The sequence below is a fragment of the Aeromonas sp. 600282 genome, assembly GCF_049175755.1.
GTDB lineage: Bacteria > Pseudomonadota > Gammaproteobacteria > Enterobacterales > Aeromonadaceae > Aeromonas > Aeromonas veronii_A.
Window position 1 is genome coordinate 37,462 of record NZ_JAAKVR010000017.1, and the last position, 18,825, is coordinate 56,286.

Consider the following 18,825-nt stretch of genomic DNA (forward strand, 5'->3'; position numbering starts at 1 on the left):
CTCATGACTAAACCAATCGTATTGAGCGGGGCGCAACCCTCCGGTCAACTGACCATCGGCAACTACATGGGGGCCCTGCGTCAGTGGGTCAACATGCAGGATGAGTTCGACTGCCTCTACTGCATCGTCGACCTGCACGCCATCACCACTCGTCAGGACCCGGCTGCCCTGCGCAAGGCTTGTCTGGACGCAGCCGCCCTCTATCTAGCGGTCGGTATCGATCCCAAGAAGAGCACTGTCTTCATCCAGTCTCACGTGCCGCAGCACGCCGAGCTGGGCTGGATCCTCAACTGCTATACCCAGATGGGTGAGTTGTCGCGCATGACCCAGTTCAAGGACAAGTCCGCCCGTTTCGAGAACAACGTCAACGTCGGCCTGTTTGGTTATCCGGTGCTGATGGCAGCCGATATCCTGCTCTATCAGGCCAATCAGGTGCCGGTCGGCAACGACCAGAAGCAGCATCTGGAGCTGACCCGCGACATCTGTACCCGTTTCAACAACCTCTATGGTGAAGTGTTCACCATGCCGGAGCCCTTCATTCCGACCGAAGGGGCGCGGGTGATGAGCCTGCAGGATCCGACCAAGAAGATGTCCAAGTCGGATGACAACGAGGCCAACTTCATCGGCCTGCTGGAAGATCCCAAGCAGATCGTCAAGAAGATCAAGCGTGCGGTGACTGACTCCGACGAGCCGGCGGTGGTGCGTTTCGACCCGGAAAACAAACCGGGTGTCTCCAACCTGCTGACCCTGATGTCCGGCGTGACTGGCCGCTCCATCCCCGAGCTGGAGCAGCACTTCGAAGGCAAGATGTATGGTCACCTCAAGACCGAGACCGCCGAAGCCGTGGTTGCGCTGCTGGAACCGATCCAGGCTCGTTTCCACGAGTTGCGTCAGGATGAGGCCCATCTGATTGCGATTCTTGCCGAAGGGGCACAAAAGGCGCGTGAAAGAGCTGAAAAAACCCTGACCAGCGTATATGATGTAGTCGGCTTCGTTCCTCGAGCCTGACATACTGGGAAGGTGTAGTAGAAGAGAGCTGGGTATTTGCCTGGCTTTCTTTATTTTCCCACGTTGTATTTTGTTTAATTCTTTATTTCAACCCGGGTTATATCCCCAAGAGTACGCATGTCTGTTCAACCAAATATTTCGATTGAAGAGCTGAGTGATAAAGGTCACTGGCTGCGCAAGTTCCGCAAGGCGAAAAACCTCAATACCCTGCAATTGATGGTCTCCAATGCCATCGATAAACATCACAAGACTGCTGCCATCGCTGCAGCCATCTATCTGGCCGAGTGTCAGCGTGAACGGGAAATGGAACAGGGTCGTTATCTCGATCGTTAATTCTCCACTGTTGGTTATCTCATGCTGTTGTTGATCGATAACTACGACTCTTTTACCTGGAATCTGGTGCAATATTTCGGCGCCCTGGGACAAGAGGTTGTGGTCAAGCGCAATGATGAACTGACGCTTGATGCCATAGCGCAGCTCTCCCCCCGTTTTCTGGTGATCTCTCCCGGTCCCTGTACGCCCAATGAGGCGGGGATCTCTCTCGATGCCATCAGCCACTTCGCCGGCAAGCTACCCATTCTTGGCGTCTGCCTTGGCCACCAGTCGCTGGCGCAGGCGTTTGGTGCCCGCGTGGTTCGCGCGCGTCAGGTGATGCATGGCAAGACCTCCCTGATTCGCCATCGCGGCGAAGGGGTATTCTACGGTCTAAAGGATCCCTTGCGGGTGACCCGTTATCACTCACTGGTGGTGGAGCGCGACACGCTGCCCGACTGCTTCGAGGTCACCGCCTGGAGCGAGCATGCCGATGGCTCGTTTGACGAAATCATGGGATTACGCCATAAGACACTTCCTGTCGAGGGTGTTCAGTTCCATCCGGAGAGTATTTTGAGCGAACAGGGCCATTTGCTGCTGGCCAATTTTCTGTCCTGTTCATAAAAATTTGTGATCACCTTCTCAAGTTTGAAAGAAGGTAAAAAATATTTCTCTGACACTTTATTCAGCCCCCTTCCAGCCCAAATTATCTCTTGCCAAGCCCCCCTGAGTCGTTATGCAATGCGGTTGCCTAAAATCTCAAGGTCAATCGAACATTGTTCCTCATAGGTCGTCTTGTTACAGACTTTTTACTTTATTTCTGTGATAATCCCGTCACGTTTACACGGATTTAACTTTTAGGCGGTGGATTATTCTGTCGCCGAATCTGAAGGAGAGCTATATGTCAGAGTTGTTGGCAGTGACACGTGAAGTGTTTGATGAAGTGATGGTTCCCAACTATGCGCCCGCCAAGATCATCCCGGTGCGTGGTGAAGGGTCACGTGTCTGGGATCAGGAGGGGCGCGAGTATGTCGACTTCGCCGGTGGTATCGCCGTTAACGGCCTGGGTCACTGTCATCCCAAGCTGGTCGAGGCTCTGAAAACCCAGGGCGAGAAGCTGTGGCACCTCTCCAACGTAATGACCAACGAACCGGCCCTGCGTCTGGCCAAGAAGCTGGTCGCGGCCACCTTTGCCGACAAGGTCTACTTTTGCAACTCCGGCGCCGAAGCGAATGAAGCTGCCCTCAAGTTGGCTCGCCGCTACGCCATCGAGAAGTTTGGCGAGCAGAAGACCCAGATCATCGCCTTCAATCAGGGCTTCCACGGTCGTACCTTCTTTACCGTCAGCGTCGGTGGCCAGGCTGCCTACTCCGATGGCTTCGGTCCCAAGCCCGGTGACATTACCCATGTTCCCTACAACGATCTGGCGGCACTAGCCGAGGTGATCTCCGACAACACCTGCGCCGTGGTGATGGAGCCGCTGCAAGGGGAGGGTGGCATTATTCGTCCTACCGACGAGTTTGCCAAAGGGGTGCGCGAGCTGTGCGACAAACACAATGCCCTGCTGGTGTATGACGAAGTGCAGTCAGGGGTCGGCCGGACCGGTGATCTCTATGCCTATATGGGGCTCGGCGTCACGCCGGACATCCTCACCAGCGCCAAGGCGCTGGGGGGCGGTTTCCCCATCGGCGCCATGCTGACCACCGACGAAATCGCTTCTTACCTGAAAGTGGGCACTCACGGCTCTACCTACGGCGGTAACCCGCTGGCCTGTGCGGTCGCCGAGGCGGTGATCGACGTGATTAATACTCCCGAGGTACTGGACGGGGTCAAGCGGCGCGAACAGCTGTTCCGCGAGGGGCTCGAGGCGATCAACGCCAAATACCACTGCTTTAGCGAAATCCGCGGCAAGGGGCTGCTGCTGGGCGCCGCTCTGAGCGAGGACTTCAAGGGGCGTTCCCGCGACTTCCTGCTGGCCTCTATCGATCAGGGGCTGATGGCACTGGTTGCCGGTACCAACGTGGTTCGTTTTGCCCCTTCACTGGTGATCCCGGAAGCTGACATCAAGGAAGGGTTGGCCCGCTTCGAGAAGGCGGTTGCCCAGGTGGTCAACGCCTGATTCCAAATTGAGGTGGGGAGCTCTCCCGGCAGGAGCCGGGCCCCCACCTGTCGTCAATGAAAGGGAGTTGTCATTTATGTTGGTTATCCGTCCCATCGAGCAAAAAGATTTTGCCGGGCTCAAGACCTGCGCCATCGAGTCCGGCACCGGCATGACCTCGTTGCCCGTCAACGATGAGTTGCTGCAGCGCAAGATCGATGCTTCTACCCAGACTTTTTCCGACAAGCCCGCCGGCAAGGGGGACTGCCTCTACTTCTTCGTGGCTGAGGATCTCGAGACCGGCGAGATGGTCGGCACCTGTGCCATCGATGCCGCGGTTGGCCTCTCCCAGCCGTTTTACAACTACCACATCGGCAAGGTGGTGCACTCATCACCCAAGCTCGGTATCTACAACGTCGTTGAAACCCTGACTCTCTCCAACGACTACACCGGCAACTCCGAGCTCTGCACCTTGTTCTTGCGCGAATGTGCCCGCGAGGGGCTCAATGGTCGCTTGCTCTCCAAGCACCGCTTTCTGTTTATGGCCGAGCACCCCGAGCTGTTTGACGAGACCGTCTTTGCCGAGATGCGTGGAGTCTCCGATGCCGACGGCCACAGCCCCTTCTACGAGTGGCTACAAACCCATTTCTTCTCGATGGATTTTCCCACCGTCGACTATCTGACCGGCATCGGCAAGAAGCGCTTTATCGCCGAACTGATGCCCAAGTACCCCATCTACGTCAATTTGCTGAGCAAAGAGGCGCGAGCCGTCATTGGCCAGACCCACGAGAAGACCCGACCGGCCATCAAGATGCTGCAGGATGAGGGCTTCGTGAACCGTGGCTACGTCGATATTTTCGATGCGGGCCCCACCGTCGAGTGCGACGTGAAGAATATCCGTAGCGTGCGCCGCAGCAAGAAGCTGCGGGTGCTGGTGGGCGAGCCCATCGGTGGCAAGACCCATCTTATCTGCAACAGCCGTTTCGAGCATTACCGCGCCTGCTACGGCAATATCCGGGTCGATCTCGACAAGCACGAAGCCATCATTCCGCCGAAGATGGCGGCGGCACTCAAGGTGCAGGATGGCGACATGGTGCGGGTGGTTGACCTCGACTGAGACAGACAGGACAAGCAAACCGATTATCAGACAGGCAGCCGAGGCTGTCTGCCAGCGACAGGGAGTGAATGGATGAGCCAGTCAGTACAATTTATCGACGGTAAATGGCTTGCCGGTGAAGGCAAGCCGTTCGAGTCAAAGGACCCGGCCAAGAATCAGGTGATCTGGCAAGGGGAGGCCGCCAGCGCAGCGCAAGTGGATGCCGCCGTCAAGGCTGCTCGCGCTGCTTTCTACCATTGGGCGGATATGAGCCTTGAGGATCGTCTTACCATAGTGCGTCGCTATGCCGACCTGCTGGGTGAGCAGAAAGAGGCGCTGGCGCTGACCATCGCCCGCGAAACCGGCAAACCGCTGTGGGAGACCCGCACCGAAGTGGCCGCCATGCAGGGCAAGATCGCCATCTCCATCCGCGCCCATGACGAGCGCACTGGCACCGTTGAAAATGCCATGCCGGGCGCCAAGGCGTTTGTCCGTCACAAGCCCCACGGTGTGGTGGCGGTGTTCGGCCCCTACAACTTCCCGGGCCATCTGCCCAACGGCCATATCGTACCTGCACTGATCGCGGGTAACGCCGTGGTGTTCAAACCCTCCGAGCTGACCCCCATGGTGGCCGAAGCCATGGTCAAGGTGTGGCAGGAGGCCGGATTGCCCAAGGGAGTGCTCAATCTGGTGCAAGGGGAGGTCGAGACTGGCAAGGCGCTGGCTGGCAACCCCGATATCGACGGCCTCTTCTTTACCGGCTCCTCCCGCACCGGTCATTTCCTCCATCAGCAGTTTGCCGGTCAGCCGGGCAAAATTCTGGCCCTCGAGATGGGCGGCAACAACCCGCTGATCGTGAAAGACGTGAGCGACATCGATGGCGCTGTGCATGCCATCGTCCAGTCGGCATTTATCACCTCGGGTCAGCGCTGCACCTGCTCCCGCCGCCTGTTTGTCGAGCGCGGTGAGCGTGGCGATGCGCTGGTCAAGCGACTGGTCGAGGTGGTTAGCCAGATCAAGGTCGGCCTCTATAACGCAGCCGAGCAGCCGTTCATGGGCTCGATGATAAGCGAGAAGGCTGCACTGGGCATGGTCGAGGCGCAAGCCAACCTGCAGCGCCTCGGTGGCGAGAGCCTGCTTACCCTCAAGCACCTGGAAGCGGGCACAGGCTTTGTCTCCCCGGGTATTATCGACGTGACCTCAGTGAGCGCGCTGCCTGACGAAGAGTACTTCGGCCCGCTGCTGCAACTCATTCGTTACGATGATTTCGATGCTGCCATCGATCAGGGCAACGCCACCCGCTACGGTCTCTCGGCCGGTCTGCTGGGGGACAAGGAGGCGGACTGGCACCACTTCTTCAAGCGGATCCGCGCCGGTATCGTCAACTGGAACAAACCCATCACCGGCGCCTCCAGTGCCGCGCCGTTTGGTGGCATCGGCGCTTCCGGCAACCACAGGGCAAGCGCCTACTACGCTGCTGACTACTGTGCGTATCCGGTTGCCTCTGTCGAAGACAGCAAAGCAACCATGCCGGATCAACTGTCGCCCGGCCTGCGCTTCTAATAACGACACGGGGCATCCAGCGGTGCCCCCATCTGTACCCGCAATCAAAGGAAAGAGAGATGCAAATGGATATCGACACCCTGTTCAGCCATCTGTGGGACAACTACATCAAGGTGACCCCGAGCGCCCTCAAGGTGCACACCCTGCTGGGTGGCGGCGAGCCCATCGTCAACGATCACGTGGCGTTTCGTACCTACAACCTGCCCAAGCTGGGGCTGGAGAAGCTTGCCGCCCACTTCCTGGCGCTCGGTTACGAGCAGAAGGGCGAGTACGTTTTCAAGGCCAAGAAGCTCTACGCTAAGCACTTCGAGCATCAGGATCCGGACGCTCCCAAGGTGTTTATCAGCGAGCTGAAGGTGGAAGAGCTCTCCCCAGCGGCGCAGGCCATCATCCACAAGCTGGCCGATCAGGTGCCCGATCATCTGACCGATACCCCGGCATTTCTCTACACCGGCGCCCCCTGGCAGGTCTCCTATGCCGATTATCAGACTCTGCTGGCGGAGAGCGAGTACGCGGCATGGATGGCAGCATGGGGCTATCGTGCCAACCACTTCACGGTCAATATCAACAAGTTGAAGGATTTCGACACCATCCATCAGGTCAATGCGGCACTGAAGGCGGCGGGTTTCGTGCTCAACAGCGTGGGTGGCGAGGTGAAAGGGGACCCGCAGGTGATGCTGGAGCAATCCTCCACCATGGCCGACAAAGCAGAGGTGCCGTTCAGCGATGGGGTGCGTACTATCCCGAGCTGCTTCTACGAGTTTGCTCTGCGCTATCCGCAGGCCGACGGCGTACTCTATCCGGGCTTTGTCGAAGCGTCCGCCGACAAAATTTTTGAGTCCACCAATGCCATGTAACAACGGGTGTTGGCCAAAGTGCCACTGTTCATGATGTGACATGACGACAGCCCCATATCGGGGCTGTCGTCATTTGCATATCTGGGGGATATCTAGGGTGCGGGGTAGAGAGCACCCAGCACAGCCGGACGGCTGGCGCCGGTGACGGCGGGCAGGTTGCCGGGTTTGTGCTTGATAAAGCGCTCCGCCAGCCAGGCAAAGGCTGCGCCTTCCATCCAGTCGGGCGCAATGCCCAGTTCGGCAGTGCTGGCGATGCGCCAGCCGGGCAGCAGGCTGGCCAATTCGCTCAGCAGCGGGGCGTTATGGGCGCCGCCGCCGCAGACAAACAGCTCGGGACGGGTTTGCGCCTCATTCGGGGCAGGCAGCTGGCGGGCGATGCTGTGGCAGGTGAGCGCCTGCAGAGTGCGCTGCACATCCGCCGCAGCATAGGGGTGGCCAGCCAGCTCGCCATCGAGCCACGCCAGGGTGAACATCTCCCGCCCGGTGCTCTTGGGGGCGGGGGCGGCGAAATAGGGGTGAGCCAGCAGCTTCTCCAGCAGGGCCGGGATTGGCTTGCCGCTGGCCGCCCACTGGCCGCCGGCATCGTAACCGGTCCCCTTGGGGTGATGGCGGCGATACCAGCCGTCGAGCAGGGTGTTGGCCGGGCCGGTATCGAAGCCATAGACCCCGTTGGCATGGCCCGGCAGCACCGAGATATTGGCGATGCCGCCGAGGTTCAGCACCACCCGCAATGCACCGGGGCGGGCAAAGAAGGCCTGATGGAAGGCGGGCACCAGCGGGGCCCCCTGACCACCGAGGGCCATATCCATGGTGCGAAAATCGGCGATAACGTCGATGCCGGTTAGCGCCGCTAGCAGGGCGGCGTTGCCGATCTGCAGGGTGAAGCCAAGCTGGGGGCGGTGGCGGATGGTCTGGCCGTGGCTGCCGATGGCGCGAATATCGGCGGGCGTGAGGCCCGTCTTGGCCAGCAGGGCGTGGGTGGCGGCGGCAAATTCGCGCGCCACCAGATTGTCGGCCACCCCCATGCGATCGATCTCGTTGTCGCTAGGGGTACAGAGCTCATGCAGCTCGTGGGCGGTGGGCCAGGGGTGGCTGAGGGCCGCCTCGACCCGCAGTTGATCCCCGTCGATCACCACCAGCACGGCGTCAATACCGTCCATGCTGGTGCCTGACATCAATCCGATATAGCGTTCAGCCATTGGCTCTCCTCACTCGCTGGTCGGGATAGTCCGCTTCCCGACACCGATGCAGCATGGCGCCGAGCCATGCGCAGGCAAAATAAAAAGGGCTGGCGGGGCTGCTACCCCGCCAGCCCTGATGGCTTAGTTGCCGCGGCTATCCCGCTTGTTCTGGGCCAGCTGCAGCTCGGGGCTGTCGAGCTTGGCCAGTTGCGGCATCGCCAGCTTTTTGAAGTTGGCCAGCTCGCGTCCGCTCAGGGTCTCTGCCTGCGGCAGGGTGAGGGTGCGCGGGTTCTTGTGAATGCCGCCCACCACGAATTCGTAGTGCAGGTGCGGGCCGGTGACGCGGCCGGTGCCACCCAGAGTGCCGATGGTCTGCCCCTGCTTCACCCGCTGTCCCTTGTTGACGGTGCGTTTGGAGAGGTGCAGGTACTTGGTCACATAGTTGCCGGCATGCTTGATAAAGACGTAGTTGCCGTTGAACTGGTTGTAGCCCGCCGCCACCACGTTGCCGGAGCCCGCCGCCATGATGGGGGTGCCCACCGGCGCCACATAGTCGATGCCGTTGTGGGGGCGGATCTTGCCGGTCACCGGATGGAGGCGGCGCGGGTTGAAGTTGGAGCTGATGTATTTGAAGTTGACCGGCGCACGCAGGAAGCTCTTGCGCATGGCTTTGCCTTCCGGGGTGTAGTAGTTGCCATCTTCATTGAGCACGGCGCGGTAGGCAGTGCCCTGGTTGACGAACTCGGCGGCCAGAATATCGCCGGAGGCGACCCGCTCGTCGTCGCGGAACTTGTCTTCATAGACCACCCGGAAGCTGTCCCCCGGCTGCAAGTCCTGGGCAAAGTCGATGTCCCAGCCGAAGATGGCGGCCAAGTCCATGATCTGATCTTCGGTCATCCCCGCATCCACCGCCGCGCCCCAGAAGCTGGAGCGGATCTCCCCCTTGCTCACCTGTTCGCGGGTGTCGAGGGCGATCTTGACGTTGCGGGCGACAAAGGTCTCCTCCTTGCGGCTCACCTTGAGCGCCTGCTCCAGACTGTGGGGGTAATAGAGGCTGTGCAGCTCGCCGTTCTCGGTGAGCGTGAAGGTGAGCTCCTGCCCCGGTTGCAGCATCCGCAGGGGATCGCTGCCCTCGAGCTGGTCGATCAGGTGCAGATCCGTGGTGCTCAGGCCAATGCGCTGGAAGATCACCCCCATGTTGTCGCCACGGCGCACCTTCACCTGCTTGGTGATATAGCGCGGCTTGGGCGGGGTAACGGGCTGGGCGGCCTCGGCTGGCAGCTCGTTGTTTAGCGCGTTGTCGTTGGCCGGTTCCCGCAGGGCAATTTCGTTGCCGTTTTCATCGACCCGTGTTGCTACTGCCTGTTCGCTGGGCCAGGCCGCCAGCATCATGATCATGATGCTCAAGATCAGCACCATCTTGCGGTGCCAGTGGGGGAGTGCGTTGAAGGCGTGCCAAATAACCATGAGAAGCAGATGAAGTCGGGCAGAATGGACGGATTTTACAGCCTTTCCAATTGGCCCGCCATTCCAGTAATATGTTTGGCCCTGTGGAATCGTGATGGAGAGTCAAAAAATGTCCCAGCTCGAGGTGGCGCTAGCCGAGATCAAGCGCGGAGCGGAAGAAATTCTGGTTGAAGAAGAACTTGTCGCCAAGTTGAAGGAAGGGCGCCCGCTGCGCATCAAGTTGGGTATGGACCCGACTGCCCCTGACATTCACCTGGGTCATACCGTGATCCTCAACAAGCTGAAGACCTTCCAGGATCTGGGCCATGAAGTGATCCTGCTGATCGGTGACTTCACTGCCATGGTGGGTGACCCCTCCGGCAAGAACGCCACCCGTCCGCCGCTCTCCGAAGAGGCCATCAAGCACAACGCCCTCACCTATGCCGAGCAGGCGTTCAAGATCCTCGACCCGGCCAAGACTCGCATCGAGTACAACTCGACCTGGCTGAGCGAGCTGGGTGCGACCGGCATGATCAAGCTGGCGGCCAAGCAGACCGTGGCACGCATGATGGAGCGCGACGACTTCAAAAAGCGCTACACCGGCGGCCAATCCATCGCGATTCACGAATTCCTCTATCCGCTGCTGCAAGGCTATGACTCGGTCGCGCTGAAGGCGGACGTTGAGCTGGGCGGTACCGACCAGAAGTTCAACCTGCTGATGGGCCGCGAGCTGCAAAAAGATGCCGGCATGGCGACCCAGTGCGTGCTGATGATGCCGCTGCTGGTGGGTCTGGATGGCGTCAAGAAGATGTCCAAATCCGCAGGCAACTACATCGGCGTTCACGACGCTCCGGGCGAGATGTTCGGCAAGATCATGTCCATCACCGACGATCTGATGTGGAACTACTACGAGCTGCTCTCCTTCCGTCCGCTGGCTGAAATCGAAGAGTTCAAGGCAGGCATCGCTGCCGGTACTCTCAACCCGCGCGACGTGAAGATCTGGCTGGCCAAAGAGATCATCGCCCGTTATCACGATGAAGCGGCGGCCGAAGCTGCCCACGAAGATTTCACCCAGCGTTTCTCCAAGAACGCCATTCCGGACGAGATGCCGGAAATCGAGCTGGCACTGGAAGGTGAAGGTCTGGCCATTGCCAACCTGCTGAAAGAGGCCGATCTGGTGGCCACCACCTCCGAAGCGCTGCGGATGATCAAGCAGGGGGCGGTCAAGGTGGATGGCGAGAAGCTGGAAGATGGCAAGGCACTCATCGGTGCCGGTACCGCCGTCTATCAGGTCGGCAAGCGCAAGTTTGCCCGGGTGACTGTCAAATAAGCATCACCGTCAAATAAGCCGTCGCATCAGGCAAGCTGGTCATCAAACCGGTTCAAGCTTGTTCAACAGGGCCTCCTTCGGGAGGCCTTGTCGTATCTGGGCAGCACGGATCTGGGCGATAAAGTGCCGCAGCACGGCACTACCTGGGTGAGGCCGTGTCGCCAGACTGATGCTGGTCATCATGCCGTTGCCCTCAATGGGGTGATAACTGACCCCGAGCGGGCGCAGCGCCGCCACCGAGCTGGGCACCAGAGTTACGCCAAAGCCCGCCTGCACCATGCCGACGGTGGAGATCACCTGCGGGCATTCGGGCCCCAGTATCGGCTCGAAGCCCGCCTCCCGGCAGAGACCTACGATGCCGTCATAGAGCCCGGGCCCGATGGCGTGGGGAAACAGAATAAAACTCTCGTCCTTCAGGCTGGCCAGTGGCAAGGGGCCAGGCTTGGCTTTGGGGTGGCTGGTGGGCAGGGCGATCAGCAGCGGCTCCTGCTCGATAAGGTGATGGGCAAAGCCCTCGCTACCCCGGCAGGGCAGCCGCAAGATGGCGGCGTCCAGCCGATCGTTGCGTAGCGCCTCCACCAGTGCCGGCATGGTGCCCTCCTGCGGGCTGAGGGCCACCTCGGGGTAGCGCTCCCGATAGTCGTGCAGCAGGGTCAGCACCGCGGGATGGAGCACGGTGGAACCGGCAAAGCCGATCCGCAGTGCCCCCTGCTCGCCCCGGGCAATCCGCTTTACCTTCAGTTTTGCCGCATCGGCCAGCGCCAGGATCTGCGCCGCATCCCGATAGAGGCTCTCGCCCGCCTCGGTCAGCTCGACACTGCGGGTCAAACGGCGCAGCAGCGGGGTGCCCAAGGTCTCCTCCAGCTTGCGGATCTGCTGGCTCAGCGGCGGCTGGGCCATGTTGAGTGATTCGGCTGCGCGGGTGAAATTCTGCTTTTCAACAACGGCCATGAAGTAGCGGAGCGTACGAAGTTCCATATCGATTGAGTCTCAAAGTCATGGGATCAGCGTATTGGTGTTGAAATGTGAACCAAGTCACCATTGGATCCGAACGCTAACAGGATTCACGGTGGAGGTGAAACCCGAATGGAACATATTGCAACATCTGACAGTGCCGGGTGCAGCTGTGCCCTCGAAGTGAGCCAGCAGTTTTCTCGCTGGCGCAGGCAGCATGACGGTGGCGAGATCTACCAGAGTTCCCTGATGAGCGCCCTGCTGGCGGGGGTCTACGAAGGGGAGACCACCATGAGCGAGCTGCTGCGCCACGGCGACTTTGGCCTCGGCACCTTCAATCACCTCGATGGTGAGCTGATCGCCTTCGAGCGCCAGATCCACCAGTTGCGCTCCGATGGCTCGGCTCGGCCCGCCCGCGCCGATCAGAAGACCCCCTTTGCGGTGATGACCCATTTTCGCCCCTGTCTGGAGCGTCGTTTCGATCACCCCCTGAGCCGTGACGAGATCCACCAGTGGGTGGATCGGCTGGTGGGCTCCGACAACGTCTTCGTCGCCCTGCGCCTCGACGGCCAGTTTGAAACGGCCAAGGTTCGTACCGTGCCGCGTCAGGAGCCCCCCTATCGCCCCATGCTGGAGGCCATCGAGCAGCAGCCGCTGTTCCGCTTTGCCGCGGTAGCGGGGACTCTGGTGGGCTTTCGCTGCCCGCCGTTCGTGCAGGGGGTCAATGTGGCGGGCTTTCACGAACACATGATCACCGCCGATCGCAAGGGGGGCGGCCATCTGCTCGACTACACCATGGCCCACGGCACCCTGCGACTTTCGGTGGTGCGTCACCTCAATCTGGCCCTGCCATCGGATCCCGCTTTCCGGCAGGCCGACCTCACCCCCGCCGATCTCGATCGCGCCATTCAAGCCGCCGAAGGCTAATAGACAAGGAGCAATAACATGGAAAACAGACAGTGGAAGTGCGGTGCCGAGCTGGTGGTTCGTCATCTGGAGGCGCAAGGGGTCAAGCAGGTGTTCGGTATTCCTGGTGCCAAGATTGACCGGGTGTTCGATGCGCTGGAGGATTCCCCCATCGAGACCATAGTGGTGCGCCACGAGGCGAATGCCGCCTTTATGGCGGCCGCCGTGGGGCGCCTGACCGGCAAGGCGGGGGTGGCGCTGGTCACCTCGGGCCCCGGCTGCTCCAACCTCATTACCGGGTTGGCGACTGCCACCTCGGAGGGAGACCCCATGGTGGCGCTGGGCGGTGCAGTGCGCCGTGCCGATGGCCTCAAGCTCACTCATCAGAGCATGGATACGGTCAACCTCTGCCGTCCGGTCACCAAGTTCAGCGCCCAGGTCAACAGCGGGGCGGCGATCTCGGAAGTGATGGCCAACGCTTTTCGCGCCGCCGAGCTGGGACGGCCGGGGGCGGCGTTTGTCAGCCTGCCGATGGATATCATCAACAAGCCGGTGCAGGGCAATGTGCTGGTGCCTCGGGAAGTGCCGGAGCCGGGCTGTGCCGATGAACAGAATATGGAGCAGGCATTGACCCTGCTGCGCAACGCCCAGAATCCAGTGGTGCTGCTCGGCCTGATGGCGAGTCGGCCGGAGAATGCCGAGGCAGTGCGCGCCTTCCTCGACAAGGTGCGGCTGCCGGTGACCGGTACCTATCAGGCTGCCGGGGTGGTGGACAGCTGCCACTTCGATGACTTTGCCGGACGGGTGGGGCTCTTCAACAACCAGCCGGGGGATCAACTGCTGGCAGGGGCCGACCTGGTGATCTGCATCGGCTACAGCCCCATCGAGTACGACCCCGTGCTGTGGAATGGCGACCGGGAGCGGCGCATCCTCCATATCGACGTGCTGCCTGCCGATATCGACAGCAGCTACTGCCCGACCGCCGAGCTGGTGGGGTCGATCCGCGCCAACCTGTTGCAGCTGACCCGCATCATGGGCAATCCGAAAATCCGTCCCCCCGAGGTGGATCGGCTGCTGCAAGGGGTGCGCCAGCAGCGACTGCGACTGGCGATGCGGGCCGATGATCTGCACGGCAATCCGGTTCACCCCTTGCGTATCGTGCGCGAGCTGCAGGATCTGGTGCGCGACGACATGACCCTTTGCGTCGACATGGGCAGCTTCCATATCTGGATTGCCCGCTACCTCTACAGCTTCCGCGCTCGTCAGGTGTTGATCTCCAATGGTCAGCAGACCATGGGGGTGGCACTGCCGTGGGCCATCGGTGCGGCGCTGGTGCGACCGGGTGAGAAGGTGATTTCGGTATCGGGGGATGGCAGCTTTATGCAGTCGAGCATGGAGCTGGAGACGGCGGTGCGGCTCAAGAGCAATATCGTCCACATTATCTGGGTCGATAACGGCTACAACATGGTCGCGATGCAGGAGCAGCAGAAGTATTGCCGCACCTCCGGCGTCTCTTTTGGCCCCATCGACTTCAAACGCTATGCCGAATCGTTCGGGGCGGCCGGGTTTGCGGTGCGCTCGGCCGACGAGCTGCGTGCCACCCTGCGGGCCGCGCTGGCGGTGGAGGGGCCTGCTGTGGTGGCGATCCCGGTGGATTACTCCGACAACCCGGGGCTGATGGCCCAGCTCAGGCCAGAAGTATTGGCATAAGTGTGGGCAGCAGTGCTGGCCTGAATCCCTGTGTAAGAGCAGGCAGACCCGACCATATAGCAAAAACCGGCATCATGGGATGCCGGTTTTTTATTGCTACGCGGGATTGGTGGCCTTAACGGGCCAGCTGGACGGCGGCGCGTGCGCGGGCCGGTTGTGGGCGCTGTTTGGCTTTTGGCGCGCAGGCCATCTTCAGGCGCAGCCACTCGCGCCACAGCAGCCAGCAGAGCGGCAGGGTGAGCAGCAGCACGGTCGCGGGCTGGGCCATCAGCACGCCATCACGCCCCCACAGTTGTGGCAGCAGGAAGATGAGCGGCAGCAGCAACACGGTTTTGGCGATGGAGATGGCCAGCGCCTGACGGGTACGCGCCATGGATTGCAGCAGCACGATGCCGAACATGATGATCCCCTCCAGCGGAATGGCGCCGAGGTTGAGGGTCAGGCTGCTGATGGCGGCGGCCAGCAGTTCGGGATCCTTGTCGCCGGTATAGAGCATGGCGACCTGTCCCGGCAGCAGCTGGATGGTGAGCCACACCAGCATGCCGTAGATAAAGGTGAACTTGAGCCCCATCTCCATCAGGTACTTGAGGTTGCGATGGCGCTTGGCCCCCGCCGCCTTGCTGATGAGCGGCTGAATGCCGAAGGCGAGCCCCTGCAGAATGACGATAAAGACCGCCTCGGTGTAACCGGCAACGGTAAAACCCGCCAGATCCTTCACATTGCCGTACACCATCAGCTGGCTGTTGTGCAGCATCAGCAGCAGGCCGAGGTTGAACTGGGCAATCAGGCTCGGCAGACCGGTAAAGAGCAGGTGCGGCATGGCGGGGAGGTTGGGCACCAGATCCCGCCAGCTGAGGCGCAGCCGCGCCCAGGGGGTGAAGAAGTAGCCTAGGCCGATCAAGCTCACCGCACCCTCTGCCATCAGGGTGGCTTGCGCGGTACCGATCAATCCCAGCCCCAGCCGACCCACCATGATGTAGTTGAGGATGATGTTGAGCACGGCGCCGCTGCTCACCAACACCATGGCCAGTTTCGGGCGGCCATCGTTGCGCAGCAGATAGGGGACCGCCAGATTGCTGGCCAGCAACAGAGTGCCGCCGCCAATCCAGGTGAGGTAGTCACTCGCCTGTTTCCAGGTCTCGGTGCCCTGTTCAATCCTCAGTCCCAGCAGGATATCGGTGTGGGTGTAATAGAGAAGCACCGGCGCAACGCCCCCGAGTCCGGCCAGCAGCCAGAGGGCGTTGACCAGCGCCTGACGGGCCAGCTTGTCGTTTTTCGCCCCTTGCTGGAAGGAGATGGCGGTGGCCGCCCCCATGCTGATCATGGCGGCCAGGCCGATCAGCACCATGATGACCGGATAGACCAGGTTGATCCCGGCGAGGCCAGCGGCACCGACATAGTGGCCGACGAAGATGCCGTCGATGAGGTAGTAGGCCCCCGAGACCAGCATGGCAAGAATGGAGGGGAGGGCGTAAGCCCAGAAGCGACGGGTCATGGCCCGTTGCCGCAGTGTTAAATAGGCAGACATATCTGTTCTCTCGGGGAGTTCGATTATCGAACAGCTAGTCTAGATTAATACTTATTTGGTGATAATCAGGGTTTCACTTGATGAATTGCTGAGTATTACTCACTAATCCGGGATTTTGGTAGTGGGCCTTGAGCATGTCGATCAGGATGCGCAGGCCGCTGCCCAGTTGATGCCGACTGGGATAGAAGAGGTAAAAGCCGGCAAAGGTAGGGCACCAGGGCTCCAGCACGGTGAGCAGTTTCCCTTCCGCGACCTTCTGGCTTACCTCCTCTTCCAGACAGTAGGCCAGTCCCAGCCCCGCCTCGGCGGCGCCCAGATAGAGGGCCGGGGTGCTGGTGGTGAGCGGCCCGGTCACTTCGATCTCCAGCATGGTGCCATCGGCGGCAAAGGCCCAGCGATAGTGGTGGTGCGGGGTGAGGCGATAGCCGATACAGGCGTGGCGGCTCAGCTCGCTCGGGTGCTCCGGCGTACCGTGCTCCGCCAGATAGGCCGGGGAGCCCACCACCAGATAACGCTGGGGCGGGCCGAGGGGGATGCCGATCATCTCCTTGGGCAGCAGATCGCCATAAAAGAGCGCGGCATCGTAGCCATCTTCAATCAGCCGGGGCATCAGCTCCTGCTCCACCACCTCCACCTGCATCCGCGGATAACGGGCCAGATAGTCGATGAGTACCGGAGCCAGCAGGCTGTCGATGGCGCCGCGGGGGGCGCAGAGCTTGAGTCGCCCCACCGGTTCATCGCTGTTGCGGGCCAGCTCGCAAAGCGCCTCTTCAAGAGTATTGAGGGTGGGGAGCAGCTGCTTGAGCAGCCGCTGACCCGCTTCGGTCGGCACCACGGCGCGGGTGCTGCGGTTGAGCAGCCGTACCCCCAGACGGGCTTCCAGCCCTTTCAAGCTGTGGCTGAGGGCGGAGGCGGAGACCCCGAGTTCGAGGGCGGCCTTGCTGAAACTGCGGTGACGGGCGACGGCGGCAAACACCGCCAGTTCGGCGAGATCGGTACGGGTAATGGTCATCATCAATCAACAAAAAGGCGTGAGTCACAAGGGTACGCCAAGGCCGTGCTGCACACAATCCGCGCTAAATGGGTGGCTTGTTGCAAATATGTAGCTGCTCGCATGCCATTGATTCCAGTGAAACTAAGTTGAATTGTTAAAAAAAACTCACAATAAGGCGCTTTGAGTGTGATCTTGGTCGTCCGAAAGGCGACCAAAATCAAACTTTGGTTGATTAATTCAAAAAAACGCTGTGATTAATAAGGGCATTTAATTAAAGTCAGCCCATCAAGAGTGGCGCACGTTAATCGGTTGTTAAGTGAGACGGGCGCCGACCCTCAGGGTCAAAATCTCGCACTGTTGTTTGTTGCAATCCTGTTGTCACAAGGAGTGATGACCAGGTTGCCGGGGGGCGAGAGGTTAATATCAAGGACGGACAGCAGGCGTTCCAGGGAGATGGAACCGGGCCAAGGCCCGACCAAACAAGAATCCCATTTTCCTAGATGACAGGAACAACGTATGTCTGACATGAATATTGCAGCTGATGGTCGTTTAGCCAGCAACACCTCCCGCGGCGTCAACAAGGCCGATGTGGTCTGGATGCTGGGTCTGTACGGTACCGCGATCGGTGCCGGTGTGCTCTTCCTGCCAATCAACGCCGGTGTAGGTGGCCTGTGGCCGCTGGTTGCCATGTTGATCCTGGCGCTGCCGCTGACTTTCTTTGCTCACCGTGGTCTGACCCGCTTCGTGCTGTCCGGCTCTACCCGTGATGGCGACATCACTGAAGTAGTAGAAGAGCACTTCGGCAAGACCGCAGGCAAATTCATCACCCTGCTCTACTTCTTTGCCATCTACCCGATCGTGCTGATGTATTCAGTCGCCATCACCAACACCGTCGAGAGCGTGATTGTTCACCAGCTGGGCATGTCTGCACCTCCCCGTGCCGTTCTGTCACTGGCCCTGATCCTCGGTCTGATGGCGGTTGTTCGTCTGGGCGGCCAGGTTATCGTCAAAGCGATGAGCGTGCTGGTATTCCCGTTCGTACTCACCCTGATGGGTCTGGCGTTCTACCTGATCCCGCACTGGAACGGTGCCATCATCACTGAAGCTCCGGCCCTGTCCGACGCCTTCAACGGTGACTTCATCAAGACCCTGTGGCTGGCTATCCCAGTAATGGTGTTCTCCTTCAACCACTCCCCGATCATCTCCTCCTTCGCGGTGGACAACAAAGGTCGTTACGGTGAAGGTGCCGAGAAGAAGTGTAGCAACATCCTGCTGGGCGCCCACGTCATGATGGTCATGACCGTTATGTTCTTCGTATTCAGCTGCGTACTGAGCCTCTCCCCGGCTGACCTGGCTGCTGCCAAAGAACAGAACATCTCCATCCTGTCCTACCTGGCCAACCACTTCGATAACCCGGTTATCGGTACTGTGGCTCCGCTGATCGCCATGGTTGCCATCAGCAAATCCTTCCTGGGTCACTACCTGGGTGCGCAAGAAGGCATGAACGGCCTGATGGCCAAGGCGCTGCGCGAGAAGGGCAAGAACGTTGACACCAAGCAGCTGAACAAAGTCACTGCCGTGTTCATGATCCTGACCACCTGGGCCATCGCTACCATCAACCCGAGCATCCTCGGCATGATTGAAGACCTGGGTGGCCCGATCATCGCAATGCTGCTGTTCCTGATGCCGATGTACGCCATCACCAAGGTTCCGGCCATGCGCAAATACGCTGGCAACATCAGCAACGGCTTCGTGACCATCATCGGCCTGATCGCCATGTCCGGTATCATCTACAAGCTGATTGCCTGATAACTCCGGTTACCAAGTTGAATGAAGAAGCCG

At 60.2% G+C, this 18,825-nt stretch carries 16 protein-coding genes; 11 read left to right on the forward strand and 5 right to left on the reverse strand.

The genetic code is table 11. The annotated features are described in order from the left end of the window. The first annotated feature begins 3 nt into the window (after positions 1-3). From trpS to G5137_RS15945, 7 genes are all read left to right on the forward strand, one after another. The gene (trpS, locus tag G5137_RS15915; RefSeq protein ID WP_005362251.1) at positions 4-1,008 is read left to right on the forward strand and encodes a tryptophan--tRNA ligase; all 1,005 of its coding nucleotides are present in this window, start codon (positions 4-6) and stop codon (positions 1,006-1,008) included. A 117-nt stretch (positions 1,009-1,125) separates the two neighbouring features. Next, entirely contained in the window at positions 1,126-1,341 is a 216-nt protein-coding gene (locus G5137_RS15920) for a hypothetical protein (protein ID WP_216953064.1), read from the forward strand. A 21-nt stretch (positions 1,342-1,362) separates the two neighbouring features. After that, positions 1,363-1,944, forward strand: a complete 582-nt coding sequence (locus tag G5137_RS15925; protein WP_216953065.1) for an aminodeoxychorismate synthase component II — start codon at positions 1,363-1,365, stop codon at positions 1,942-1,944. Positions 1,945-2,221: 277 nt separating this feature from the next. Next, complete coding sequence (locus G5137_RS15930) at positions 2,222-3,439, forward strand: aspartate aminotransferase family protein (RefSeq protein ID WP_421255653.1); 1,218 nt, start codon at positions 2,222-2,224, stop codon at positions 3,437-3,439. A gap of 76 nt (positions 3,440-3,515) precedes the next feature. Continuing rightward, a complete protein-coding gene (astA, locus tag G5137_RS15935; RefSeq protein ID WP_278167812.1) occupies positions 3,516-4,535 on the forward strand; it encodes an arginine N-succinyltransferase in 1,020 nt (339 codons plus the stop codon). A 72-nt stretch (positions 4,536-4,607) separates the two neighbouring features. Beyond that, the gene (astD, locus tag G5137_RS15940; protein WP_421255654.1) at positions 4,608-6,077 is read left to right on the forward strand and encodes a succinylglutamate-semialdehyde dehydrogenase; all 1,470 of its coding nucleotides are present in this window, start codon (positions 4,608-4,610) and stop codon (positions 6,075-6,077) included. Between the two features lie 59 nt (positions 6,078-6,136). Beyond that, positions 6,137-6,934, forward strand: a complete 798-nt coding sequence (locus G5137_RS15945) for a DUF1338 domain-containing protein (protein ID WP_421255655.1) — start codon at positions 6,137-6,139, stop codon at positions 6,932-6,934. 92 nt (positions 6,935-7,026) lie between these two features. Here G5137_RS15945 and G5137_RS15950 read toward each other — a convergent pair whose 3' ends face one another. Together G5137_RS15950 and G5137_RS15955 are read right to left on the reverse strand one after the other, a co-directional pair. After that, positions 7,027-8,133 (reverse strand): anhydro-N-acetylmuramic acid kinase, encoded by a 1,107-nt coding sequence (locus G5137_RS15950; protein ID WP_421202767.1) that lies wholly within the window; start codon positions 8,131-8,133, stop codon positions 7,027-7,029. Positions 8,134-8,256: 123 nt separating this feature from the next. Then, on the reverse strand, positions 8,257-9,582 hold the full coding sequence (locus tag G5137_RS15955; RefSeq protein WP_157161227.1) for a peptidoglycan DD-metalloendopeptidase family protein: 1,326 nt from the start codon (positions 9,580-9,582) through the stop codon (positions 8,257-8,259). Between the two features lie 109 nt (positions 9,583-9,691). On the opposite strand from G5137_RS15955, the gene tyrS reads away from it, so the two are divergent. After that, on the forward strand, positions 9,692-10,891 hold the full coding sequence (gene tyrS, locus G5137_RS15960) for a tyrosine--tRNA ligase (RefSeq protein WP_005347884.1): 1,200 nt from the start codon (positions 9,692-9,694) through the stop codon (positions 10,889-10,891). A gap of 42 nt (positions 10,892-10,933) precedes the next feature. Here tyrS and G5137_RS15965 read toward each other — a convergent pair whose 3' ends face one another. Further along, complete coding sequence (locus tag G5137_RS15965) at positions 10,934-11,869, reverse strand: LysR family transcriptional regulator (RefSeq protein ID WP_124929994.1); 936 nt, start codon at positions 11,867-11,869, stop codon at positions 10,934-10,936. Positions 11,870-11,977: 108 nt separating this feature from the next. Here G5137_RS15965 and budA point away from each other — a divergent pair, with 108 nt between their 5' ends. Together budA and alsS are read left to right on the forward strand one after the other, a co-directional pair. Continuing rightward, entirely contained in the window at positions 11,978-12,772 is a 795-nt protein-coding gene (budA, locus tag G5137_RS15970) for an acetolactate decarboxylase (protein WP_227342115.1), read from the forward strand. 18 nt (positions 12,773-12,790) lie between these two features. After that, positions 12,791-14,461 carry an acetolactate synthase AlsS gene (gene alsS / locus G5137_RS15975; protein ID WP_421235968.1) on the forward strand — a complete coding sequence of 557 codons (1,671 nt, stop codon included), beginning with the start codon at positions 12,791-12,793 and terminating at the stop codon, positions 14,459-14,461. Positions 14,462-14,576: 115 nt separating this feature from the next. On the opposite strand, the gene G5137_RS15980 is transcribed toward alsS, so the two are convergent. Both G5137_RS15980 and G5137_RS15985 read right to left on the reverse strand, forming a co-directional pair. Next, positions 14,577-15,989: an MATE family efflux transporter gene (locus G5137_RS15980; protein ID WP_421255656.1), complete on the reverse strand. Its 1,413-nt coding sequence runs from the start codon at positions 15,987-15,989 to the stop codon at positions 14,577-14,579. A 73-nt stretch (positions 15,990-16,062) separates the two neighbouring features. Beyond that, positions 16,063-17,001, reverse strand: coding sequence for a LysR family transcriptional regulator (locus G5137_RS15985; protein WP_042055187.1), 939 nt, complete (start codon positions 16,999-17,001; stop codon positions 16,063-16,065). 498 nt (positions 17,002-17,499) lie between these two features. On the opposite strand from G5137_RS15985, the gene G5137_RS15990 reads away from it, so the two are divergent. Continuing rightward, positions 17,500-18,792 carry an HAAAP family serine/threonine permease gene (locus G5137_RS15990; protein ID WP_005338498.1) on the forward strand — a complete coding sequence of 431 codons (1,293 nt, stop codon included), beginning with the start codon at positions 17,500-17,502 and terminating at the stop codon, positions 18,790-18,792. Positions 18,793-18,825 lie beyond the last annotated feature (33 nt).

Coding starts and splice junctions, on each gene's coding strand:
- budA (WP_227342115.1), top strand. CDS start 11,978: ATGGAACATATTGCAACATCTGACAGTGCCGGGTGCAGCTGTGCCCTC.
- G5137_RS15930 (WP_421255653.1), top strand. CDS start 2,222: ATGTCAGAGTTGTTGGCAGTGACACGTGAAGTGTTTGATGAAGTGATG.
- trpS (WP_005362251.1), top strand. CDS start 4: ATGACTAAACCAATCGTATTGAGCGGGGCGCAACCCTCCGGTCAACTG.
- tyrS (WP_005347884.1), top strand. CDS start 9,692: ATGTCCCAGCTCGAGGTGGCGCTAGCCGAGATCAAGCGCGGAGCGGAA.
- astA (WP_278167812.1), top strand. CDS start 3,516: ATGTTGGTTATCCGTCCCATCGAGCAAAAAGATTTTGCCGGGCTCAAG.
- G5137_RS15980 (WP_421255656.1), bottom strand. CDS start 15,989: ATGTCTGCCTATTTAACACTGCGGCAACGGGCCATGACCCGTCGCTTC.
- G5137_RS15985 (WP_042055187.1), bottom strand. CDS start 17,001: ATGACCATTACCCGTACCGATCTCGCCGAACTGGCGGTGTTTGCCGCC.
- G5137_RS15920 (WP_216953064.1), top strand. CDS start 1,126: ATGTCTGTTCAACCAAATATTTCGATTGAAGAGCTGAGTGATAAAGGT.
- astD (WP_421255654.1), top strand. CDS start 4,608: ATGAGCCAGTCAGTACAATTTATCGACGGTAAATGGCTTGCCGGTGAA.
- G5137_RS15965 (WP_124929994.1), bottom strand. CDS start 11,869: ATGGAACTTCGTACGCTCCGCTACTTCATGGCCGTTGTTGAAAAGCAG.
- G5137_RS15945 (WP_421255655.1), top strand. CDS start 6,137: ATGCAAATGGATATCGACACCCTGTTCAGCCATCTGTGGGACAACTAC.
- G5137_RS15990 (WP_005338498.1), top strand. CDS start 17,500: ATGTCTGACATGAATATTGCAGCTGATGGTCGTTTAGCCAGCAACACC.
- G5137_RS15950 (WP_421202767.1), bottom strand. CDS start 8,133: ATGGCTGAACGCTATATCGGATTGATGTCAGGCACCAGCATGGACGGT.
- G5137_RS15955 (WP_157161227.1), bottom strand. CDS start 9,582: ATGGTTATTTGGCACGCCTTCAACGCACTCCCCCACTGGCACCGCAAG.
- alsS (WP_421235968.1), top strand. CDS start 12,791: ATGGAAAACAGACAGTGGAAGTGCGGTGCCGAGCTGGTGGTTCGTCAT.
- G5137_RS15925 (WP_216953065.1), top strand. CDS start 1,363: ATGCTGTTGTTGATCGATAACTACGACTCTTTTACCTGGAATCTGGTG.